General features: G+C 69.1%; 14 protein-coding genes and 2 riboswitches. Of the genes, 8 read left to right on the top strand and 6 right to left on the bottom strand.

The window, feature by feature from the left end; genetic code table 11:
* The first annotated feature begins 75 nt into the window (after nucleotides 1-75).
* Nucleotides 76-224, top strand: a riboswitch (cobalamin riboswitch).
* A gap of 35 nt (nucleotides 225-259) precedes the next feature.
* A complete protein-coding gene (locus tag ACFVT5_RS16720; protein ID WP_389887354.1) occupies nucleotides 260-481 on the top strand; it encodes a CbtB-domain containing protein in 222 nt (73 codons plus the stop codon).
* A 22-nt stretch (nucleotides 482-503) separates the two neighbouring features.
* Entirely contained in the window at nucleotides 504-1,262 is a 759-nt protein-coding gene (locus tag ACFVT5_RS16715) for a CbtA family protein (RefSeq protein WP_389887351.1), read from the top strand.
* A gap of 96 nt (nucleotides 1,263-1,358) precedes the next feature.
* Here the strand turns inward: ACFVT5_RS16715 and metE are convergent, their stop codons facing one another.
* Both metE and ACFVT5_RS16705 read right to left on the bottom strand, forming a co-directional pair.
* Nucleotides 1,359-3,674, bottom strand: coding sequence for a 5-methyltetrahydropteroyltriglutamate--homocysteine S-methyltransferase (gene metE, locus ACFVT5_RS16710; RefSeq protein ID WP_389887348.1), 2,316 nt, complete (start codon nucleotides 3,672-3,674; stop codon nucleotides 1,359-1,361).
* Nucleotides 3,675-3,825: 151 nt separating this feature from the next.
* Nucleotides 3,826-4,059: riboswitch (cobalamin riboswitch) on the bottom strand.
* Between the two features lie 42 nt (nucleotides 4,060-4,101).
* Entirely contained in the window at nucleotides 4,102-4,818 is a 717-nt protein-coding gene (locus ACFVT5_RS16705) for a TetR/AcrR family transcriptional regulator (protein WP_389887345.1), read from the bottom strand.
* A gap of 181 nt (nucleotides 4,819-4,999) precedes the next feature.
* Between ACFVT5_RS16705 and ACFVT5_RS16700 the strand changes: the two genes are divergently transcribed.
* The 3 genes from ACFVT5_RS16700 (at nucleotide 5,000) to ACFVT5_RS16690 (ending at nucleotide 11,776) form a co-directional block, all read left to right on the top strand.
* Complete coding sequence (locus ACFVT5_RS16700) at nucleotides 5,000-6,247, top strand: FAD-dependent monooxygenase (protein WP_389888165.1); 1,248 nt, start codon at nucleotides 5,000-5,002, stop codon at nucleotides 6,245-6,247.
* A 279-nt stretch (nucleotides 6,248-6,526) separates the two neighbouring features.
* The gene (locus ACFVT5_RS16695) at nucleotides 6,527-10,426 is read left to right on the top strand and encodes a metallophosphoesterase (protein ID WP_389887342.1); all 3,900 of its coding nucleotides are present in this window, start codon (nucleotides 6,527-6,529) and stop codon (nucleotides 10,424-10,426) included.
* Nucleotides 10,427-10,531: 105 nt separating this feature from the next.
* Nucleotides 10,532-11,776 carry a HupE/UreJ family protein gene (locus ACFVT5_RS16690; protein WP_389887339.1) on the top strand — a complete coding sequence of 415 codons (1,245 nt, stop codon included), beginning with the start codon at nucleotides 10,532-10,534 and terminating at the stop codon, nucleotides 11,774-11,776.
* Here the strand turns inward: ACFVT5_RS16690 and ACFVT5_RS16685 are convergent.
* Together ACFVT5_RS16685 and ACFVT5_RS16680 are read right to left on the bottom strand one after the other, a co-directional pair.
* On the bottom strand, nucleotides 11,740-14,118 hold the full coding sequence (locus ACFVT5_RS16685) for an FdhF/YdeP family oxidoreductase (protein ID WP_389887336.1): 2,379 nt from the start codon (nucleotides 14,116-14,118) through the stop codon (nucleotides 11,740-11,742). The genes ACFVT5_RS16690 and ACFVT5_RS16685 overlap by 37 nt on opposite strands.
* A 66-nt stretch (nucleotides 14,119-14,184) precedes the next feature.
* On the bottom strand, nucleotides 14,185-14,817 hold the full coding sequence (locus ACFVT5_RS16680; protein ID WP_389887333.1) for a DUF1345 domain-containing protein: 633 nt from the start codon (nucleotides 14,815-14,817) through the stop codon (nucleotides 14,185-14,187).
* Nucleotides 14,818-14,988: 171 nt separating this feature from the next.
* On the opposite strand from ACFVT5_RS16680, the gene ACFVT5_RS16675 reads away from it, so the two are divergent.
* Complete coding sequence (locus tag ACFVT5_RS16675) at nucleotides 14,989-15,450, top strand: GreA/GreB family elongation factor (protein WP_389887330.1); 462 nt, start codon at nucleotides 14,989-14,991, stop codon at nucleotides 15,448-15,450.
* A gap of 67 nt (nucleotides 15,451-15,517) precedes the next feature.
* Here the strand turns inward: ACFVT5_RS16675 and ACFVT5_RS16670 are convergent, their stop codons facing one another.
* Entirely contained in the window at nucleotides 15,518-16,555 is a 1,038-nt protein-coding gene (locus ACFVT5_RS16670) for a medium chain dehydrogenase/reductase family protein (protein ID WP_389887327.1), read from the bottom strand.
* Between the two features lie 224 nt (nucleotides 16,556-16,779).
* Between ACFVT5_RS16670 and ACFVT5_RS16665 the strand changes: the two genes are divergently transcribed.
* On the top strand, nucleotides 16,780-17,124 hold the full coding sequence (locus ACFVT5_RS16665) for an SCO0607 family lipoprotein (protein ID WP_389887324.1): 345 nt from the start codon (nucleotides 16,780-16,782) through the stop codon (nucleotides 17,122-17,124).
* A gap of 342 nt (nucleotides 17,125-17,466) precedes the next feature.
* The gene (locus ACFVT5_RS16660; protein WP_389887321.1) at nucleotides 17,467-19,128 is read left to right on the top strand and encodes a PHB depolymerase family esterase; all 1,662 of its coding nucleotides are present in this window, start codon (nucleotides 17,467-17,469) and stop codon (nucleotides 19,126-19,128) included.
* 131 nt (nucleotides 19,129-19,259) lie between these two features.
* Here the strand turns inward: ACFVT5_RS16660 and ACFVT5_RS16655 are convergent, their stop codons facing one another.
* On the bottom strand, nucleotides 19,260-21,458 hold the full coding sequence (locus ACFVT5_RS16655; protein WP_389887318.1) for a hypothetical protein: 2,199 nt from the start codon (nucleotides 21,456-21,458) through the stop codon (nucleotides 19,260-19,262).
* Between the last annotated feature and the right edge of the window lie 3 nt (nucleotides 21,459-21,461).

Raw genomic sequence — 21,461 nt, 5'->3', positions numbered from 1 at the left:
TGGTGGTCCTGAACGTCCAGAACCACGCCAGATGCCGGATCAGTCGGCTGGATCACACCAGGTGGCACGGTCTTGGCCAGGTACCCGCCAGGCGGTACCGTCGGTGCGATATCGACGACGGCAGGACGGAAGCCGGTGAGAATCCGGAACGGTCGCGCCACTGTGTGCCATCCCTTGTGCGAGGGGGGCGAGTCAGACCCGTAGCCGTCGTCCAGTGCACCACCGAGATGGGACGCGAACTCCCAGAGGAGGCCCCGCCATGGCGCAGCATGTCGCCCCGCCGGCCGTCACCACCCCCGCTCTCCCCGCCAAGCTGCCGATCGGCGCGATCGTCCCGTGGGCGGTTTTCTTCGGCATTCTGATGCTGGTCCTGCTCTACTTCGTCGGCGCCGAGCAGGGCGCCACCGCCGTGGTCTCCGGCGAAGACGTCCACGAATGGGTGCACGACGCCCGCCACCTCCTCGGCTTCCCCTGCCACTGACGCAAGGGAAACCGACACCTACATGAACTCCGCAACGGTAAGAAATCTCCTCGTACGCGGCATGCTCGCCGGCCTCACCGCCGGCGTACTCGCCCTGGTCGTCGCCTACTTCCTCGGCGAACCGTACGTCGACAAGGCGATCGGCTTCGAGGAGGCCCACGCCTCAGGGCACGAGCACGAGGTCGAACTCGTCTCCCGCTCCTTGCAGTCCACCGCGGGCCTGGCCACCGGTGTCCTGATCTACGGGATCGCCTTCGGTGGCATCGCCGCCCTCGCCTACTGCTTCGCGCACGGCCGGGTCGGCCACTTCGGTGCGCGGGCCACCGCGCTGTTGCTGTCCGGCTGCGCCCTGCTCGCCGTGTACGTCGTGCCGTTCCTGAAGTACCCGGCCAACCCGCCCGCGGTCGGCAACGGCGACACCATCGGCAAGCGGACCACCCTGTACCTGCTGATGGCGCTGCTCAGCGTCCTGATCGCCGTGGCCGCCACCCTGCTCGGCAAGCGGCTCGCACCGAAGCTGGGCACCTGGTACGCCACGGTCACCGCGGTGGCCGCCTTCGCCCTCGCGATCGGACTCGCGTACGCGTTCCTGCCCGTCATCAACGAGGTTCCCGCCGACTTCCCGGCCACCGTGCTGTGGCGGTTCCGGGTCTCCGCACTGGCCATCCAGATCACCCTGTGGGGCGGATTCGGCCTGGTCTTCGGGGAGTTGGCCGAGCGGCTGCTGAATCCCAAGCCCGCGACAGTCACTGCGGGCCGGACGGTCGCCGCGCCCCACTGACCGAACGCCACCGTACGAGTGAGGACTTGCGGAACCGGGGAGGGAGCCGAAGACCCCTCCCCGGCCGGTCCCGTCGTAAGGACGACGGTCCAGTCGTCAGGACGCGGGGAGTTCCGCGCGGACGGTGCGGGCGGCGGTGACCAGGTTCTCCAGTGCGGCGCGGGTCTCGGGCCATCCACGGGTCTTCAGGCCGCAGTCGGGATTCACCCACAGCCGTTCGGCGGGAATGGCCTTGAGTCCGATCCGCAGCAGTTCGGCCGCCTCCTCCGTACTCGGCACCCGCGGCGAGTGGATGTCGTACACCCCGGGTCCCGCCTCGCGCGGGTAGCCGTGGGCGGCGAGTTCGCGGGCGACCTGCATGTGCGAGCGGGCGGCCTCCAGGCTGATGACATCGGCGTCGAGGTCGTCGATGGCCTGGACGACGTCCCCGAACTCGGCGTAGCACATATGCGTATGGATCTGCGTGGCCGGACGCACGCCACTCGTACTGAGCCGGAACGCCTCGGTGGCCCACGCCAGGTAGGCCGGGCGGTCGGCCGTGCGCAGCGGGAGCGTTTCGCGCAGGGCGGGTTCATCGACCTGGATCACCGAAGTCCCGGCCGTCTCAAGGTCGTTGACTTCGTCGCGTAGCGCGAGGGCGACCTGGCGGGCGGTGTCGCCGAGGGGCTGTTCGTCGCGGACGAAGGACCAGGCGAGCATGGTGACCGGGCCGGTGAGCATGCCCTTGACCGGGCGATCGGTGAGGGACTGGGCGTACGTCGTCCAGCGCACCGTCATCGGCTCGGGCCGCGAGATGTCGCCGGCCAGGATCGGCGGACGGACATAGCGGGTGCCGTAGGACTGCACCCAGCCGTGCTGCGTGGCCAGGTATCCGGTGAGCTGTTCGGCGAAGTACTGGACCATGTCGTTGCGTTCGGCCTCGCCGTGCACCAGGACGTCCAGACCGGTCTTCTCCTGGAAGGAGATCACCTCCTGGATCTCCGCCCTGATGCGCTCCTCGTACCCCGCGGTGTCGATACGTCCGGCCCGCAGGTCGGCGCGGGCGGTGCGCAGTTCGCCGGTCTGCGGGAAGGAGCCGATGGTGGTGGTCGGCAGCAGCGGCAGGCCGAGATGGGCCCGCTGGGCTCCGGCCCGTTCGCCGTACGGCTCGGACCTGTGGGCGTCGGCCTCCGTCACGGCGCCGGCACGGGCCCGTACCGCCGGGTCACGCGTGATCGGCGAGCCCGCCCGGGAGGCCAGGTCCGCGCGGTTCGCGGCGAGTTCGGCGGCGATCGTGTCGGTGCCCTGCGCGAGACCCTTGGCCAGGGTGACGATCTCGGCCGACTTTTGGCGGGCGAAGGCGAGCCAGCGCAGGATCTGCGGCTCGATGTCCCGCTCCAGTGCCGAGTCGAGCGGCACATGCAGCAGGGAGCAGGAGGCCGACACGTCGACCCGGTCGGCGAGGCCGAGCAGGGTGCCGAGTGTGGACAGGGACTTCTCCAGGTCGTTCACCCAGACGTTGCGGCCGTTGACCACGCCCGCGACCAGGCGCTTGTCGGGGAGTCCGCCCACGGCGGCCAGGGCGTCCAGGTTGGCGGCGGCCTCGGTGAAGTCCAGGGCGAGACCGTCGACCGGAGCCTTGGCCAGCACCGGCAGCGCGTCGCCGAGCCGGTCGAAGTACGAGGCGACCAGGAGCTTCGGCCGGTCAGTGAGACCGCCCAGCTCCCGGTAGGCGCGTGTGGCGGCGTTCAACTCGGCCGGGGTGCGGTCCTGGACGAGGGCGGGCTCGTCCAACTGCGCCCATTCCGCGCCGGCCGCGCGCAGATCGGCGAGGATCTCGGCGTACACCGGCAGCAGCCGGTCCAGCAGGGTCAACGGTTCGAAGTCCGTCGGCGCGCCCGGGGCGGGCTTGGCCAGCAGGAGGTAGGTGACCGGACCGACCAGCACCGGACGGGCGCTCAGCCCGAGGGCGAGGGCTTCCGTCAACTCGGCGACCTGCCGGGTCGGGTCGGCCGTGAACACCGTGTCCGGGCCCAACTCGGGCACAAGATAGTGGTAGTTGGTGTCGAACCACTTCGTCATTTCCAGCGGCGCCACGTCCTGGGTGCCCCGCGCCATGGCGAAGTAGCCGTCCAGGGCGTCCGCTTCGACGGCGGCGCGATGGCGGGCGGGAATGGCACCGACCATGACGGTGGTGTCGAGCATGTGGTCGTAGTACGAGAAGTCACCGGTCGGCACCTCGTCCATACCGGCGTCGGCCAGCTCCCGCCAGGTGGCGCGACGCAGTCCGGCGACCGTGGCACGCAGGGCGTCGGCGGTGACGCGGCCCTTCCAGTAGCCCTCGATCGCCTTCTTCAACTCCCGGCCCTGACCTTGGCGGGGGTAGCCGTACACGGTGGCCCGTGCTGCCGCGGCTGCGGTCTTGGCGGTCACGGAGATCTCCTTCGCGAGATGAATCCCTGAGATCCCGGCGACGGGACGCGAGCGCGAAGGGGTGACGAACCGGACGGAGAAGCGCGGTCGCGCCCGCCCGATATGCACGCCGACCCGCCCACGAGGTCACCGGGATGTCCGCGCACGAGTGGGTCGTACGCGGGCAGATGGCAGGTCTTCGGACTCGCGGGCGCGTCTCGACGTACGGAATGCGTACGAGACACCTACTGGCCGTCGCTTCCCAGGTCCCGCTTGCCGGGCCCAGTGCATATGACGGCGGTCGTTCCCACTCACCGCTGCGGGGCAGTCCCGGATTCCCACCGGGTTCCCTCTTACGACGCGTCCCGCCTGGCGGACGGGGCGAACCAACTGCACGTGTCAGCCTACGGGAGTGATGAGCGCCCTGCCGACCGGTGCGTGAACTCCCCTACCGCGCCCGCTGGTCGATGAGTACGGCCAGGCCGTCCAGGATGCGTTGCAGGCCGAACTCCCATGCCTGGTCCTGTCCGCCGGACCGTGCCGTCGAGGTGAGGGCGGCGAGCAGGGCGGGGAAGCGCTCGCCGTGTGTCCGCATCAGATCTCCGAGCACGGCGTTCAACTGGGCCTCGGGTTGCCCCGCCGGGCCCGCCGCCCGCGCCTGCTGGGTGATGCCGCGTACATGGCCGGCCAACAGGACGACCGTGTCCATGCGTTCGGCACCGGTGAGCCCCGTGCCGTCCAGCGCGGACAGGGCACGGTCCGTCCAGGCCAGCTCGGCGGGCCCCATGACGCGCGGCCCGATGGTGGCGTCCAGGACCCAGGGGTGCCGGCCGAAGTGAGTGACGAGCGCGCGGGCCCAGTCCTCCAGTTGTTCCCGCCAGCCGGGGGGCTGTTCGTCCGGCGCCGGGTACGGGCCGATCGCGACGTCCACCATGAGCGCGACCAGCTCCGACTTGCCGGGGACGTATCTGTACAGCGCCATTTTGGTGACGCCCAGTTGTGCGGCGACGCGCTGCATGGCGACAGCGGCCAGTCCCTCGGCGTCGGCGATCTCGATCCCCGCCCGTGCGATGCGGTCCAGGTCGAGCGTCGGCCGGGGACCCCGCGTCGGCTTGGGGTGGGGCCCCCACAGCAGCCGCGCCGTCTCCGCGTGCTTGTCGCCCATCCCTGTCGCCCCTTCCGCGTCGGACGCGTCCACCCGGCCCGGCCGAGGACTTGTCGGCCCAGCCAATTGCGTCTACGGTACACAGTTATTAATAGTGTCCACTGGACACAGTTTTGCGGGCCGACGTGCCCGTGAAAGGGACGGGGAACCCATGGACAGCAACATGAACGCGAACACGCGTATGGACGGGAAGGGGGACAGGGATGTGAACGGGAACGTGAGCAGGAACGGGAACAGGAACGTCCTCATCTCCGGCGCGAGCATCGCCGGTCCGGCGCTGGCGTACTGGCTGGGGCGCCACGGCTTCCATCCGACCGTCGTCGAGCTGGCTCCGGCCCTGCGCGACGGCGGCCAGGCCGTCGACTTCCGCGGGGACACCCACCTGACCGTGCTGGAGCGCATGGGCCTGCTCCCCGCACTGCGCGACGTGCAGACCGGCGGCAGCCCGATGCGCTTCGTCGACGAGGGCGGCCGGACCCTGCTGCGCCTGCCCGCCGAATTCGCCGGCGGCGCCATCGAGGTGCTCCGCGGAGACCTGGCACGGATTCTGTACGAGCGCAGCCTTCCGTACACCGAGTACCTGTTCGGCGACTCCGTCACCCGCCTCACCGAGACCCCCTCCGGTGTGCGGGTCGACTTCCAGCGCGGAGCCTCACGGGACTTCGACCTGGTGATCGGCGCGGACGGACTGCACTCGACCGTCCGCCGCCTCGCCTTCGGCCCCGAGGAGGACTATGTGAGCCACCTCGGCTACTACGCCGCCACCTGGGAACTGCCCAACTACCTGGGAGCGGAGGGCGGTTCGATCGGCTACAACGCCCCGGGGCGGCTCGCCTCGGTCGGGGCCGACCACCGGGACCCGGCGCGGGCCGGGGCGTTCTTCGTCTTCGCCGCCCCTGAGCTGTCGTGCGACCGCCATGACCCCGAGCGGCAGAAGCGTCTGATCGCCGATGCCTTCTCCGGCCTCGGCTGGGAGGTGCCCCGCCTGCTCGACTCACTGCGCCGGGCACCCGACCTGTACTTCGACTCGATCAGCCGCGCGGACGTGCCCACCTGGTCGAAGGGCCGCGTGGGTCTCGTGGGCGACGCCGCGTGCGGCGCCACCATCGGGGGCATGGGCTCGGGAACCGCATTGGTGGGCGCCTATGTGCTGGCAGGCGAACTCGCGCGAGCCCAAGGCGACCACCGGGCGGCCTTCGCACGCTACGAGAACAAGCTCCGTAAGTACGCCGAGGGCTGCCAGTCGAACGGTGACCGCACCGGGAAGTTCCTCGCGCCCGGTACCGCGACCGGCCTACGCGTGCGCAACGGAGTGCTGTCCAAGCCCCTGTTCATGAACTGGATGCTCAAGCTCGGCGAAAAGGTCAGCAGCGGCGTCGACCTGCCCGACTACCCCACGGAGCCCCTGAGGAACTCCGCACACCGGTAGGGGCCCTGGCCCTATACCGCGCGGCACGGCCCGGCCGTCTGCTGTCCGAAGATCCTTCCGCTGATTGTTCACCTGCTCATCACCGGCGTTCATCTCCATCGCCGAAGGTTCGTCATGGGCATGCCCGATTTCGTTCACGGCGTGCCCTTCATGTCGAGCCATGCGGAAGGACGACTGTTGATGCGGTCAACACAGTGGCGAAGATGGCGGGTTGGTCGATCCGGCGGGCAACGACTGGCGGGCGCCGCCCTGACCGCGTTCGTCCTGCTGGGTGCGAACGTGACCGTGGCGCACGGCGACACCGGCACGGACCGGCGCGCCACGGATCAGCGCGCGACGGACAAGAAGAGTTCGGCGTCTGAGAACGCGACGACCCTGCCCACGCTCACCCCCGGCGAGGGTTCGTACCTGGAGGGTGTCCAGAAGGTCGCGGCCACACCGACCCTGGCCGGTGACTCCGTGACGCAGCTCGCGGTCGACGGGAAGGCGATCGACGCCGAGAAGACGGTCGGGGTGTCCCGGCTGAGCTTCGACGTCGGCTCGAACTCGACGGAGGCCCGCTACCACAACTACGTGCTCGTCAACGGCGATTACCGCGTGGACATCGGCGACCTCGTCAATGAGCGCGGCACCATCGACATCCCGAACGAACACCTCGTCAAGGGCGAGAACAAGATCCAGTTCTTCGCCGGCACCGTCGAGTCCTCCTGCGGCACCAACTACGACGACTTCGTGCTGTCCGACATCCAGCTCACCCTCCTCGGCGAGGTCGCGGACGGCGAGGAGAACGCGTACACGTACTCCTTCGGCGACGGCAGCTGCGGCTCGAACACCTCGCTCCTGAAGGAGGCGTCGCTCAGCTTCTTCGCCCTCGGCGACCCGAAGGGCACCACCGGTCTGCGGAGCGACCTGGACACCACGAAGCTCTCCAACGGCGAGCACACCCTCACCGCGACCACCACCTCGCGCAAGACGGTCACCAACAAGGTGACCGTCAACAACGCCCCGGCGGGCGCTCCCCGGCTGCTGCCCAAGGACGGCACGCTGGTGAAGGGCGGACAGTCGGTGTTCGCCAGCTTCCCGGCCGGCACCGACGGCGAGGTGTCCTCGCTCACCGTGGACGGCGACAAGCCGGTCTCCGCACCGCAGTTGGGCAACGGCGCGGCCACGTTCTCCTTCGACGTCGGCGCCAACTCGCTCGACGACAAGTACGACAACTACCTCCTGGTCAACGGCAAGCGGATCGACCTGGGCGGTACGTGGGTCAGCCAGCGGGTGGACATCGCCGTACCCGCGCGGTACCTGGTGCCCGGTGACAATGTCGTCAAGGTCGTCACCGGCGCGTACAAGGACAGCTGCGGCAACAACCGCGACGACTTCGACATCTCCCGCCTCCAACTCGCCCTGGACGGCGCCACGGTCACCGGCAAGGACATCGCGGACTCGTACGCGATGGGCGACGGCACCTGCGGCAACGCCACCGACCGGCTGCCCGAGGCCGCGTTGCACTACACGATCGACGCCCCGGCCGTCGCGGTCACCGACACACTCGGCTCCGGCAACGCCACCTTCGGTTTCACCGTGGGCAGCAACTCGATCGAGGCCCGGTACCAGAACTACCTCCTGGTGAACGGCCAGAAGCTCGTCCTGGACACCGACTACGTCAGCCGACACGTCGACCTGACGTTCCCCAACGAGTGGCTGGTGCCCGGCTGGAACACCATCGACGTCGTCACCGGCACCTATCCCACGTCCTGCGGATCCAACCGGGACGACTTCGCGCTCTCCGGGATCTCGCTGACACCGGCCGGCGGCACCGCCGAAGGCCGGATGGTGAAGGGCTCGTACAGCTTCGGCGACGGTAACTGCGGTGACAACGTCAATCCGCTGACTGAGGTCGACCTGGAGTTCTTCGTGGACGGCCCCGCCAAGGGCGTCCGCGCCGACCTCGACACCAAGAAGATCAAGGACGGGCAGCACAAGCTGGCCGCCACCTCGAAGTCCGGCAAGACCGCCACCCGCGCCCTGGTCACCGACAACTCGGCGCCCGAGGTCGTGAGCAGCACCCCCAAGGCCGGTCAGAAGATCACCGCGTCGGTCGTCCTCGGGGTACAGATGAAGGACCCCTCCGGCGTGGTGAGCGGCCCGGACATCAAGCTCGACGGCAAGACGATCAAGGCAGGTGCCGAGGTCGGACCCGGCCTGTCCGCCGGCCGGCACACGCTCTCCCTGACCGCGACGGACGGCCTGGGCAACACCGGAACCCGCGAGGTGACGTTCACCTCCGCCGGCATCCCGGACACCCCCGCACAGCTGACCCCCGCGTCCGGCACCACCGACGCCGGCCGGAACGTCACGCTGTCCGCGAAGGTGGCCGAGCCCGACGGCGGTGAGGTGACCGCCACCTTCTCCGAGGCCGAGATCCTCACCCCGGGCCAGGTGTACGAGGGCACGGCCACCGCCGTCCCGACCACCCTGAAGGTCAAGGGCGAGAAGAAGATCAAGGCCGCCGGGCTCGCACCCGCCGACGGCAAGATGCTCGCCGCGCCCTCCTCGTCCGATGTCACCTTCCAGCGGTTCGACATCCAGGTGAAGGGCCACGTCGACCAGCCGGTGCTGCGCTGGGAAGGCGTCATCGACCCCGAACGGCTCGCCGCGCTCCGGGTCTGGAACAGCCGCACCGAACAGTGGGACGTCGTCAGCAGCGCCCGCGGCGCCACCGAGGGCAACACGGTGCTGACCGTCGTCCTCGACCACGGGTACGTCGACCGTCAGCAGGTCCATGTGATGGTGACGGGTGAGGACCCCTTCGCCGACGACATCGACGCCGGTGACCCGAACTCGTTCGCCGACCCCTCCTCGTACGACTTCTCGATCGTCCACTACACCGACACGCAGTACCTCTCCGAGGGCGCGGTCGAGCAGGAGACGGCCGAGGAGCGCGCGGTCTGGGAGAAGGCGTACGGGGATGTCTCCCGCTGGATCGCCGCCAACAAGGACAAGCGGAAGATCTCCTATGTCGCCCACACCGGCGACATCATCGAGAACAACACCCGCAAACCCGCCGACGAGGCCACGCGGCAGCAGGTCGCCGGCGAGATGGAGGTGTCCTCCAAGCAGCAGAAGATCCTCGACGACGCGGGCATCCCGAACGGTGTGATCGCGGGCAACCACGACAACCAGTCGGGCACCGAGAACGGCCCGGACGCCCTCTACAACCAGTACTACGGTCCGCACCGTTACGAGGCGCTGTCGCAGGGCTGGGAGCACGCCAGTTACGGCGGCCCCTGGCGCGCGGGAGACAACCAGAACCACTACGATCTGTTCTCCGCGGGCGGCCAGGACTTCGTCGTCGTCGGTCTGTCCTACGGGGTGACCCGCGAGGAGGCCGAATGGGCCGACTCGATCTTCAAGCGCTTCCCCGACCGCAACGGCATCCTGCTCTCGCACGACTACCTCGCGCCGAGCACCAACCCCGACGGCCGAGGGGCCCCGTTCTCCGCGCCCGACGGCTCGATGCTGTACAAGACGGTGGTCCAGGACAACCCGAATGTGTTCCTGATCCTCGCGGGCCACGAGCACGGCGTGGGCACCAACGTGAAGCCGAAGGTCGGCGAGATCAGCCACGGCGTGGTCGAACTCCTCGCGGACTACCAGTTCTACACCGTGTCCGCGGACCGGCTCGGGCTCACCGAGATCGGCGGCTACCAGCCCGACGACCAACTCCAGTTCGGCGCGAGCTTCTTCCGGATGCTCCAGTTCAATGTGCAGCGATCCGAGGTGACGGTCGACACCTACTCACCGCTGCTCGACGAGTTCGGTGCCACCGAGTACGACACCAACCACCGGTACGACGGCACCGAGGACAACATGGTGCTGCCGGTCGACCTCAAGTCCCGCAAGACGACCTTCAAGACCGACGCGGTCGCGCTGTACAACCCGGTCGACGTCATCGGGCGCACCAAGACCAAGTCCGGTGCGGTCGCCTCGGTGACATGGAAGAACCTCAAGCCCGGTTCGACCCACGCGTGGTTCGTCACGGCCCGCTCCGGCGGCGGCGGTGTGACCGCGTCCGAGCCGAGCGTCTTCGTGACGAAGGACGCCCAGGGACGACCCGGCACGTGGGGTCCGGACACGCCCTTCTACGAGTGGTTCAACCCGTCCACGGACCGCCGCTGACCGGCTGACCGTCAGACGGCGTCCCCTGCCCGCCGCCCCGGACCCGATCGGTCCGGGGCGGCGGGCCCCTGCCGTCCGTCCCCAGATCAGGAGAACCGAGCCCACATGCGTCCCCCGGCCTCACCTCCGGCCCCAACTTCTGTCCCAACTCGGGCCCCGACTCGGGCCTCAGCGCCCGCCCCCGCTTCCGCCCCCACCCCCGCGCACCGCCCCGGCCGGCCGCTCGGCGCCCTGCTCACCGTCCTCGCCGCCCTCGCCATGGCGTTCGGCGCCGGTCTGCTCCAGGCGGCCCCCGCCGCCGCGCACGACGCCACCACGAACGCCTACGCCGAGGTCACCGGCAGCGCCACCCACCCCGAGGCCACCCTCGACCTCGAATACGACCTGCTGATGAAGTCGGCCTGGCTGTACGCCGATGCGTACGACGCGAAGGACCGCGCCGAGCAACTGCGCCAACTCCGGCTGAATGCGGACGCGGTGTCCTCGTACGTCACCGGACACTTCGCGATCGCCCGCGACGACACGGCCTGCACCGCCCGCACCGAGGGGGACGCGGACATCCGCACCCGGGGCAAGCGCGCGTACGCCGTGCTCACCGTCGCCTACACCTGTCAGGGCGGCACCGACGTACCGGTCACCATCAGCAGCGCGCTCTTCCCTGACGCCGAGAGCTTCGTACACAGCACGAGGACGATCGTGCACTACGACATCGACGGACAGCGCGGCTCGCAGATCCTCACGGTCACCGACCCCTCCGTGACCGCCGCCGCAGCGGACGGTCAGGAGTCCCACCAGGTCTGGGAGTTCTTCCTGCTGGGCACCGAACACCTGCTGTTCGGCCTGGACCACATCCTCTTCCTGTTGTCGCTGCTCATCGGCGCCCGTGGCCTGCGCGACATCGTGCTCACCGCGACCACGTTCACCGTCGCGCACAGCATCACGTTCCTGCTGGCCGCGTGCGGCGTCGTGGACGTGCCCGCGGCCGTGGTGGAACCGGTGATCGCCGCGTCCATCGCCGTCGTCGCGGTCGCGGGCTTCGTGCTGCGCGACCGCGAGGACAACGCGCGCTGGCGACTGCCCACCGTGTTCGTGTTCGGACTCGTCCACGGTCTGGGTTTCGCGGGTTCGCTCGGCATCGACGAAAGCTGGTCCTGGGAACTGCTGGTGTCGCTGCTCAGCTTCAACGTCGGTGTCGAAGCAGTGCAGTTGGGCATCATCGCCGTGGTGTTCCCGCTGCTGCTCCTGCTGCGCCGTTCGCCGGTCCACCGATGGGTGCTGCCCGCGCTGACGGCACCCATCGTCGTCGTCAGCCTCTACTGGCTCTGGGACCGGGTGGCCGTCAGCGCCTGAGCGTCCTCGGCCCCGGTGTCGGCATCGGTGCCGCTGGGGGTGACGCGTACCTTGATGTTCTTCATCAGGGGCTGATTGCTCTGCCTGCTGTAGTCGGCCGTGCCGATGAGGACGTTCATCTCGGGCATGTACCCCGCCGCACAGCCACGCGGAATGTCGTAGCTCAGCGCGCGGTACCCGGTGAGGCGGCGCTCGCTGCCGTCCTTGGAGGTGGCCGTGATGTCGACCGTGCTGCCGGGAGTGATACCGCGCGAGCGCATGTCGTCGGCGTTCATGAGGACGAGGGTGCGCAGGTTCTTGATGCCCCGGTAGCGGTCGTCTTCGGAGTAGATGGTGGTGTTCCACTGGTCGTGTGAGCGCATCGTCTGGAGGATCAGCACATCGCCTCGCGGCACGACGTCCGGCAGCGGAGCCGTGGAGAACTCGGCGCGGCCGGACGGGGTGTGGAAGACGAGTTCGCGGGCCGGCTGCTTGAGGCGGAACCCCAGGGGCAGCCGGACGCGGCGGTTGAAGTCCTCGAAGCCGTCCAGGGCTTGGGACATGGTGTCCCGGATCCGGTCGTAGTCCTCGATGTAGTGCTCCCACGGCACGGCGCTGTCGGGAAGCGTGGCCCGTGCCATGCCGGCGATGATCGCGGGTTCGGACAGCAGATGCGGCGATGCCGGGCGCTTCATGCCGAGCGACAGGTGGACCATGCTCATGGAGTCCTCGACGGAGGTGGCCTGGAGCCCACGGCGCTGATGGTCCTTCTCGGTCCGTCCCAGGCACGGCAGGATGAGCGCCTTCCGCCCGTGGACCACATGGCTGCGGTTGAGCTTCGTACTGACATGGACGGTGAGCCGGCAGCGCCGCAGCCCCTGCGCGGTGTACGCGGTGTCGGGTGCGGCCATCGCGAAGTTGCCGCCCATGCCGACGAACACCTTGACCGTCCCGTGGTGCATCCCCTCGACCGTGCCGACGGTGTCCAGGCCGTGCTCACGCGGAGGGTCGATGCCGCAGACGTCGGCGAGCCGGTCGAGGAACTCGGGCGTGGGCCGGTGATCGACGCCGCAGGTGCGGTTGCCCTGGACGTTGCTGTGCCCGCGCACCGGCGAAGGACCGGCGCCCTCGCGCCCCAGGTTCCCGCGCAGCAGCAGGAGATTGACGATCTCCCGCACGGTGTCCACGCCGTGTTCGTGCTGGGACACCCCCAGACACCAGCTGATCAGGGTCCGGTCGGCACGCGAATACACCTCGGTGGCCTTGAGGATGTCCGCGCGGGACAGCCCGGACTGACGCTCCAGTTCCTCCCACGGGGTCGACTCGCACAGGGCCTCGTACTCCTCGAATCCCTGGGTGTGGCGGTCGATGAACTCGCGGTCGAGCGCCTTCGGGTCCGTGGCGGACTCCTCGATCACCGCCTTGGCGATCCCGCGCATGAGGGCCATGTCGCCGCCCGACCTGACCTGGAGGTTGAGCGTGCTGGTCGGGGTCGACTTGAACAGGGCCATGTCGACCAGCTCGTGCGGGACGATGGTCCGGGTCGCGGCTGCCTCGATCAGCGGGTTCACATGGACGATCTGCGCGCCCCGCCGGTACGCGTCGGCGAGCGCGGTCAGCATGCGCGGGGCGTTCGACGCCGCGTTGGCGCCCATGACGAACAGGGCGTCGGCGCTCTCCCAGTCCGCGAGGTCGGCCGTGCCCTTTCCGGTGCCGAGCGATGCCCGCAGGGCCCGTCCGGACGCCTCGTGGCACATGTTGGAGCAGTCGGGGAGATTGTTGGTGCCGAATTCGCGGGCCATCAACTGGTACAGGAACGTTGCCTCGTTGCTGAGGCGGCCCGAGGTGTAGAAGGCGGCTTCGTCGGGGCCGTCGAGTGCCCGCAGCTCGCTTCCTACAAGGTCGAACGCGGCCTTCCAGGTGATGGGCTCGTAATGGTCCGTCTCCTCGTTGTAGACCATCGGCTCCGTGAGCCTGCCCGTGTCCTCCAGCGCGAAATCGGTCCACGTCGCCAGCTCCGACACGGAGTGCGCGGCGAACAGCTCACGTCCCGCACGCTTGGGCGTCATCTCCCAGGTGACGTGCTTGATGCCGTTCTCGCAGATGTCGAGCTTGAGGCCCTTGGTGTCGTCGGGCCACGCGCAGCCGGGGCAGTCGAAGCCGCCGTTCTCGTGGTTCATCTTGAAGATGGCGCGTGGCCCGTCGATCAGCGCGCGCTCCCGCATGAGGACACGCGTCACACTTTTGGCGGCACCCCAACCGGCCGCCGGATGGTGATACGCGCGCTGGGACGGCCGTTTCTCGATGCCGGGACCTTCGCCGCCGGCAGGTGTCCGTTCGCCACGCGGGGTTTCGTTCTCCATATTCCGAGACGCTACAACGGTCCCGGTACTTGCTCAAACGGATCGCCGCCGCCGTCCCACAGCAGGTCAGTGGGTGAAGATTCCCGCGACGAGATTGATGGCCGTGGCCAGAATTCCGGTGCCGAACACATACGACAGAAGGGTGTGCCGCAGCGCCATCGCGCGGATCGTCGAACTCGACACATCGGTGTCGGAGACCTGATAGGTCATGCCGAGGTTGTAGCTGAAATAGAAGAAATCCCGGTACGCAGGTGGCTGGTCGGAGTTGAAATCGATACCGCCCGCGGATGCCTCGTAATAGAGGTACGCGTATCGGGTGGCGTACATCAGGTGCAGCGATGCCCAGGCCATGAACACACCGATCAGGGCGGTCGCGGCGTGGGTGGTGTCGGAGTTGCCGAGCAGGAACACCACGATGCCGACCAGGCCGCACAGGGCCGCCGTGACGACGGCGATTTCCTCGGCTACGGGCCGCAGATCCTCACGTCGGGCATTGTGGCGGGTGGCGGCGGCGTCCATCGGCCACAGAACGATCCAGCCGGCCACGACGAAGAATGCCTCGGTCGCGGCGATACCGCTGAGAATACCGAGCGGTGCGTCGATCGAGAATCCGACGGCCACCCCGACCGCCGCTCCGCCGGCGACCGAGAAGGCCACCCGTGGAACCGCGGACAGGGACAACCGGGGACTCGTGTTCACAAGCGACAACGGTAATGGCTTTCCGCTGTTCGTGTGGCGAAAGCGGGGTGCGGGCCCAGTCGAGTGACGGGCGGAACTCGGCACGCGCCGCGGCGAAGCGGCCACTATGCTCACAAACGGCGGAATGGATCATCAGCACCCCGTAGTTCGACCTGCGAAGTGGGATCAGGAATGACCAGTGAATCCGGGCCGATCAGCGCGGAAGGGCGTCGGGCGCTCGAACGGGAACTCGCGGATCTGCGCGTCGAACGCGAGGCGGTGGCGGCCACCCTGGGCGGCACGGACTCGGCGGGGGACACCGCCGACCAGGCCGACGAGTTACAGCGCGCGACCCAGTTGGACCACCTGGACTCCCGTATCGCCGAGATCGACGTACGGCTCGAAGAGTCGACCCTCGCCGGACCGCCCCGCACCGATGTGGTCGGCGTGGGCAGCACGGTCGCCCTACGGTTCGCGGACGGCACCGTGGACACGGTCCAGATCGGCGACGCGGCCGAGGAGCCGGACCGGACATTGGTCACCGCCGACAGCCCCCTGGGCCACGCCCTACTCGGCCACCACACCGGCGACACCGTCACCTACGAGGCCCCGGACGGCGAGACGACGGCGACGGTGGTGTCTCTCGGCGTGTAGCCGCGCGGCTTCAGGTGACCGTCAAGTATCGCTCTCAGAAGCCCTGTTGTTGCCCTGCCCGGAGGCGCTACGGGTTGAGTACGACCTTTCCCGCGATCGTGCCCGATTCGGCGAGGCGCAGGGCGTCGGCGGCTCGGGTGAGGGGGAGTTGGGCGGCGATCTGTGCTGTGACGTCGCCGCGCTGGAGGGCGCCGAAGACCTGCGTGAGGTCGCCGCGCAGCCGGGCCCGGAACCGGTCTTTGGACAGGGCCCGCCCGGCCCACACGTTGAAGAAGTAGGCGTGCCGGCCATTGGGCAGTGCGTTCCATACCCAGACCCGGCCGAGCAGCTTGAACACGGGCCACTGCTTGGACCCCTCGTCGTCCCGGGTGGAGGCGCTGCCGTACGAGACGAGCGTGCCGCCGGGTGCGAGAAGGTGCCAGGAATCGACCGCGCTCCGGCCGCCGATGTGGTCGAACACGGCGTCCACCCCACCGGGGGCGAGTGCGCGGACCCGTACGGGAACGTCCTCAGTGCGGTAGTCGACGGGGGTGACGCCCCGTTCCCGCAGGGCGTCGTGGTGGCGCGCGGACGCCGTACCGATCACCTTCACGCCCGCCGCGCGCGCGAGTTGGACCAGGACCGAGCCGACCCCGCCGTTGGCGCCGTGCACCAGAATCGTCTGCCCCGCGCGGACCCGTGCCTTGCGGTGCAGCATCTGCCAGGCAGTGATGCCGTTGACCACCACGGTCTCCGCCTCCGCCGCGCCGACCCCGTCGGGCACCGGCACCACGTCCGCCGCGTCGACGCGCACGTGGCTGGCCCAGCCGCCGACCTTGACCAGCGCGGCCACCCGGGTGCCGGTCAGTTCCCGCTCGACGCCCTCACCGGTGGCCACGACCCTGCCGACCAGGTCGTATCCGGGCACGAACGGGAACGGCGGCTGGTCGTAGTACCGGCCGCGGCGCATCTGCTGCTCGGCGAAGGAGACCCCGGTCGCCTCCATCCGGATAACGACCTGGCCGGGCCCCGCGGTGGGAACAGCTCCATGCCGGATCTCCAGCCCTTCGGGCTCCACCTTGCCCGGCAGTACGACCTCGACGAGTTCCTCGGCGTTACCGTCCATCACGACCTCCACCGTGCTCCGCGCTCAGTTACTGAGCTTCCCTTTAGTTAGAAGGTATAACGTAACGGTGAGGGTGTCAAGAGATTCAGTGATGGGGTCTAACTGAAGCAACTCCCTTACCGATTGCGTACCTAAGCGGACCCCAACTGAGTAGCCGTACTCACGATCCGCGGGGCGCGCCTCGGGCAGGCTGGGGCCATCAGCCAACCAGGGGAGACCGCACCGTGAACGTGACCACCCGACTCCGCCTCCGCTCCACCGGCAACGGTGCGCGCCGGATTCGCCGGCCCGCTGTGGGCCTGGCCCTGGCCTCCGCGACCGTCGCGATCCTGGCCACCGGGTGCTCGATGCAAGACGCCAAGTGCGGCGGCGGCGAGTATCCGATCATGACCATCGGGGGCACCGGCAGCGCCTGCGCGTCCAACGGCGAGGACCCGCCGAAGGGATTCGTCCGCTACCCCGAGGGCAAGGAGCCGAAGCACGTCGACGACAAGTGGGACAAGTACTGGCGGACCCACACCGTCGACAAGAGCGGCGAGATCATCAAGGTCTCCGACGACTCCCAGTGACGCACGGCGGTCGTCCCGCGAAGCTGCCAGGCCGGCGCGCACACCCGCGCCGGCCGGCTCACCGCCCTGGTTCTCGTACGACCCCGGCGACGACCGCGCCCACCGCCTTGCCGACCGCCCCCGCGTCCGACGCGGCGCCCTTCCGGTCGGCGAAGGGCATGTGACCGGCTGGACCAGCTCCCCACCACCGGCAGCCACACCCAACTCCCGCCGGACACACTGCGAGAGGGAATTGTGGGTGCCGACCCCATATGAGCCCCTGTCGTACGCCTCTAACTTCCGGGTCACCGGGACATCGGGACATCACCGGATCCCGGATCCCGGATCACCCAAGGAGGCGCCATGAGATCGACCTTCGCCGCGCGGTTACGCGGACTGGCCGCGGTGGCGGTGCTGGTACCGGCACTGTGGGGCGGGGCAGGAACGCTCCCAGCCTCCGCGGCGGCCGACGCGACCCCCGCCGCCCCAGTACCCGCACCCGTACCCGTAACCACAGCCGTCACCCCGGCAACTCCCGTACCGGGAACCCTCGAACCCCACCGCGTCAACGCCGCCTACACCGCCGGCATCTCCTCCGGTGGCTACATGGCCACGCAACTCCATGTGGCGTACTCTGGAACGTTCAGCGGCTCGGGCGTCTTCGCGTCCGGCCCCTACAACTGCGCGCAGCGGGACCTCAACAAGGCTCTCAACGCCTGCATGGAGACCGTGCAGGACCTTCAGCTCGACAGGCTGGAGCAGACCACCCGGGACTGGTCTGCCCAGGGCCTGATCGACCCCGTCGCCCAGCTCTCCGGCGACCGGGTCTACGCGTTCAGCGGTGCCAACGACATGACGGTCAAACGGCCCGTGGTCGACGCTCTCTCCACCTACTACGGACGATTCGGCTCCCAGGTCCGCTACGACAGGACCACGGCGGCCGGGCACGCCTGGGTCAGCCCGCTGGGGACCAACTCCTGTACGGTCACGCAGAATCCGTGGATCAACAACTGCGGTCTGGACGCCCCGGGCGATCTGCTCGGACATCTGATCGGCTCTGTCGCCGCGCCGAGCGGAACACCCGGCGGCTCCCTGATCCAGTTCGACCAGAACCCGTACACGCCGGGCGGCAGCGCCAAGTCGATCTCCATGGACGACAAGGGCTTCGTCTACGTACCGTCGAGCTGTGCGAACGGCGCCACGTGCAAGCTCGTGGTCGCGCTGCACGGCTGCAAACAGGGCTATTCCTACCAGGGGTTCGGGACGCGGTTCATCGATCAGGCCCATCTCAACGAGTACGCCGACACGAACAATCTGATCGTGCTGTACCCGCAGGCCGTCCCCACGGCCACGCTCGACAACCCCAACGGCTGCTGGAACTGGTGGGGTTACCTCGGTGACGCGGACTACGCTCGGCACGGCGGCAAGCAGATCGAGACGATCATGGCGATGGTCCGGGCGGTCAGCGGTGACACGCCGCCTCCCGCGCAGAACCAGGTCGTCATCGCGAGCACGGACGCGCAGGACGGATACGTGAAGGCCGCCGCCGACGGTTCGGGCCCGGCCGTCGGTACGCTCAAGAGCGTGTACGGCCTGGCACTCGGCCGGGGCAGCGACGGCAAGTTCAACCGGAGCGTGCTGTCCTTCGACACCGCGCGCATCCCGGCGGACAAGACGATCACCCGTGCCTACGTGACGGTGAACCGGAGCAGTGGGGCGGGCGATCCCTGGGCGAGCCCGGCGGGCAACCGGCTGCTCATCGACGTGCGGACGGGCTGCTTCGGCGGCTGCTCCGTCGAACCCTCCGACTGGGCGGCCACCGCCACCGCGTCGGGCGCCGCCGACATCCCGCCGTTCACCTCGGGGAGCAGGAACTCCGTCGATCTGTCCGCGGCCGGACTCTCCGCGATCAACCGGACCGGCACCACACAACTCCGGTTGCGCTTCGGGGCGGATCAGACGGCGGCGGCCTATCTGTTCGTCAACAAGGACACTTCGGCGACCCTGACCGTCGAGTACCGGTAGGAGACGACGCGGCCCCGGGGCAGGAATGCCCCGGGGCCGCGAAGTCGAAGGCGAGGAAAGCGAAAGGACTAAATCTAAGGAGGATGAAGAAGGAAGCCCTTTCATGGCCTCGCCACGACTCAAGGTAGCAGTCAGGCGGGGATCAGGTCGCGCAGATTTTCCAGCGTGACGACCCGGGAGTCCGGGTGCAGACCCTCGGGGCGTTCCATGCCTATATACGTGACCGGGCCGTCCGGTACCGCCCCGCCGTCCCACAGGGTCGTGGCCGTCGCGCTGTCGGCCATCAGGCCGGTGAGATACCGGACCGTGAGGGCATCGCGCTCGACGATGGGGCGCAGCAGTGTCGCGACCGACACCCGGTTGTCCTCGACCCGGTTGGCCGACGGGGTGCCCTTGAGATACAGATGCAGCCACTTGGCGACCCAGCGGCCGTCACTCGTACGCTGGAACGCCAGCGGCAGAGCCACCCGACCGGGGCCGCGCAGCTCCGACTTCATGCGCACGGTACGCGGCTCGAAGGGCCGGCCCTTCTGTTCGGCGTCGCGGAGCATGAAGCCGAAGAACGACTCCTCGACCTCCTCGAAGCCTTCCCCCGAGTAGATGTTGACCTGCGGAACGATGTACGTTCCGCGCACGGCTCCCAGGCGCAGGTTGATGAACTCCGAGGCCCCATCGGGTGCTTCGGTGATGTCGCCGGAGTGCTCACCCTCGACGTCGCGGAGCGAGGTGTACGACAGCCAGGTGACGGTCCGGTAGCCGGCGTCCAGTATCAGTGCGGACAGGTCGAAGTCGGTGCGGTGATGGGTCTCTTTCCAGTAGACGAAGAAGCGCAGCAACTCACCGTCGACCGGCGAGACGGAGCCACGGGGCAGCACACCGAGACCGGACGCGGTCGCCCGGCCGCTGAGCGGGACCGCGACATCCAGGACGCCCGGGTCGATCAGCAGATGGCCCGGGGCCGGCAGACGGCGCCGTACCTCGTCGTCGAGCACCGTGATCAGACGATCGCGGGCCGGCGGCGGCACGGGCGCGCGGGTGTCGGTGGTGACCCAGGCCCGGCCGAGACGGTTCACGAAGACGCGTCGCTCGCCGGTCTCCCCGGCGCGGTTGTGGAAGTGGTCGCGGACCGACAGCACGACCCGGCCGGAGACCCCCGGGGCGACTTCCTGGGCGGCGGCCACGACGGCGTCGCGCTCGGCCTCGGTCCCGGCCGTGCGCAGCAGTCGGTCCAGCGACCGGAACAGCCTCCCGGGCGCGAGCTTGAGCAACTCCACCGTGCCGGTGACATCGCCGAGGCCGAGCAGTTCCTCGGCCCGGCTGTCGAAGGACCGTGCCTCTTTCTCGCCCCGGGCGACGGCGAACACATCGGCGGCATACGGCCATTGAGGGTACTCGTGCGGGTGCAGACGCTCACCGAGCCGCTTCCAGTCCTCGCGGTACGCGGCGACGTCGGAGAGTTTGGCGGGAGCCGCCGAGACCACGGCGTCGAGGCCCGCGAGCAGGGCACGGCGGACCGGTCGGGACAGCCCGCGGAACCGGGTCGCCTCCTGGAGCGTGACGTCACCGTCCGACAGCGCGCAGGCCAGCCGGAGCACATCGGTGACGGTGTCGAGCAGGAGATCCGCGCCCGCACGCAGACGGGCCTCGTTGACGACGGCGCGGCTCTCCCGGATCGGGATCGCCTCGGGCTGGGGGCCGTCGACACCGTGCTCGGCAAGGATCCGCAGGTCGCTCAGGCCGTCGTCGCCCAGCGGCGTGGTGCTTGCGGCCAGGGCCAGATAGAGCGAGGTGACCTCGTCGGCCAGATCGCCGCCCAGATGCAGGACCGTCAGCCGGTCGCCCGTCGCGGCGATCAGTTCGTCGTGCGCGGCGAGCATCTCGGCATAGGTGTGGCGGTAGTTGCCGTAGGTCGGCAGGGTGAGCAGATCGAGGACACCGGTCCGGAGCTGGGCGAGCGTGCCCGCGCGCGACGCCTCGTCGGCGAGCGCGTCGGCGACGCAGCCCATCCAGAAGTCGAACGTGTCGGGCACATTGGCCGGGAAGTCGATGAAGTACGCGTTGTGCTGGACGTGGTCGCCGACCATCTCGCGTACGGTGCCCAGCGCGCGGACGGCGGTGTCGACCACCGTGCCCCCGGACAGGCGTGACAAGTGCTCCAGCAGTTCCGCCGAGAGCTTGAAGCCCACGGACATCAGCGCGGCGTCGAACTGCCGCGCCGCCATGTCGCCCTCCCCGTCGGGTCCCGTGACTCCGGGCTGTCCGGTCGGTCCCGTAGGAGAGGGGAGGCGGTGGGTGTGCCGGATGACCAGCGATTCGAGAACGTCTCCCATCCC

The organism is Streptomyces sp. NPDC058001 (assembly GCF_042886315.1).
Taxonomy (GTDB): domain Bacteria; phylum Actinomycetota; class Actinomycetes; order Streptomycetales; family Streptomycetaceae; genus Streptomyces.
The sequence above is the reverse complement of the archived record's forward strand: the minus strand, read 5'-3'. Positions and strand labels throughout refer to the sequence as shown.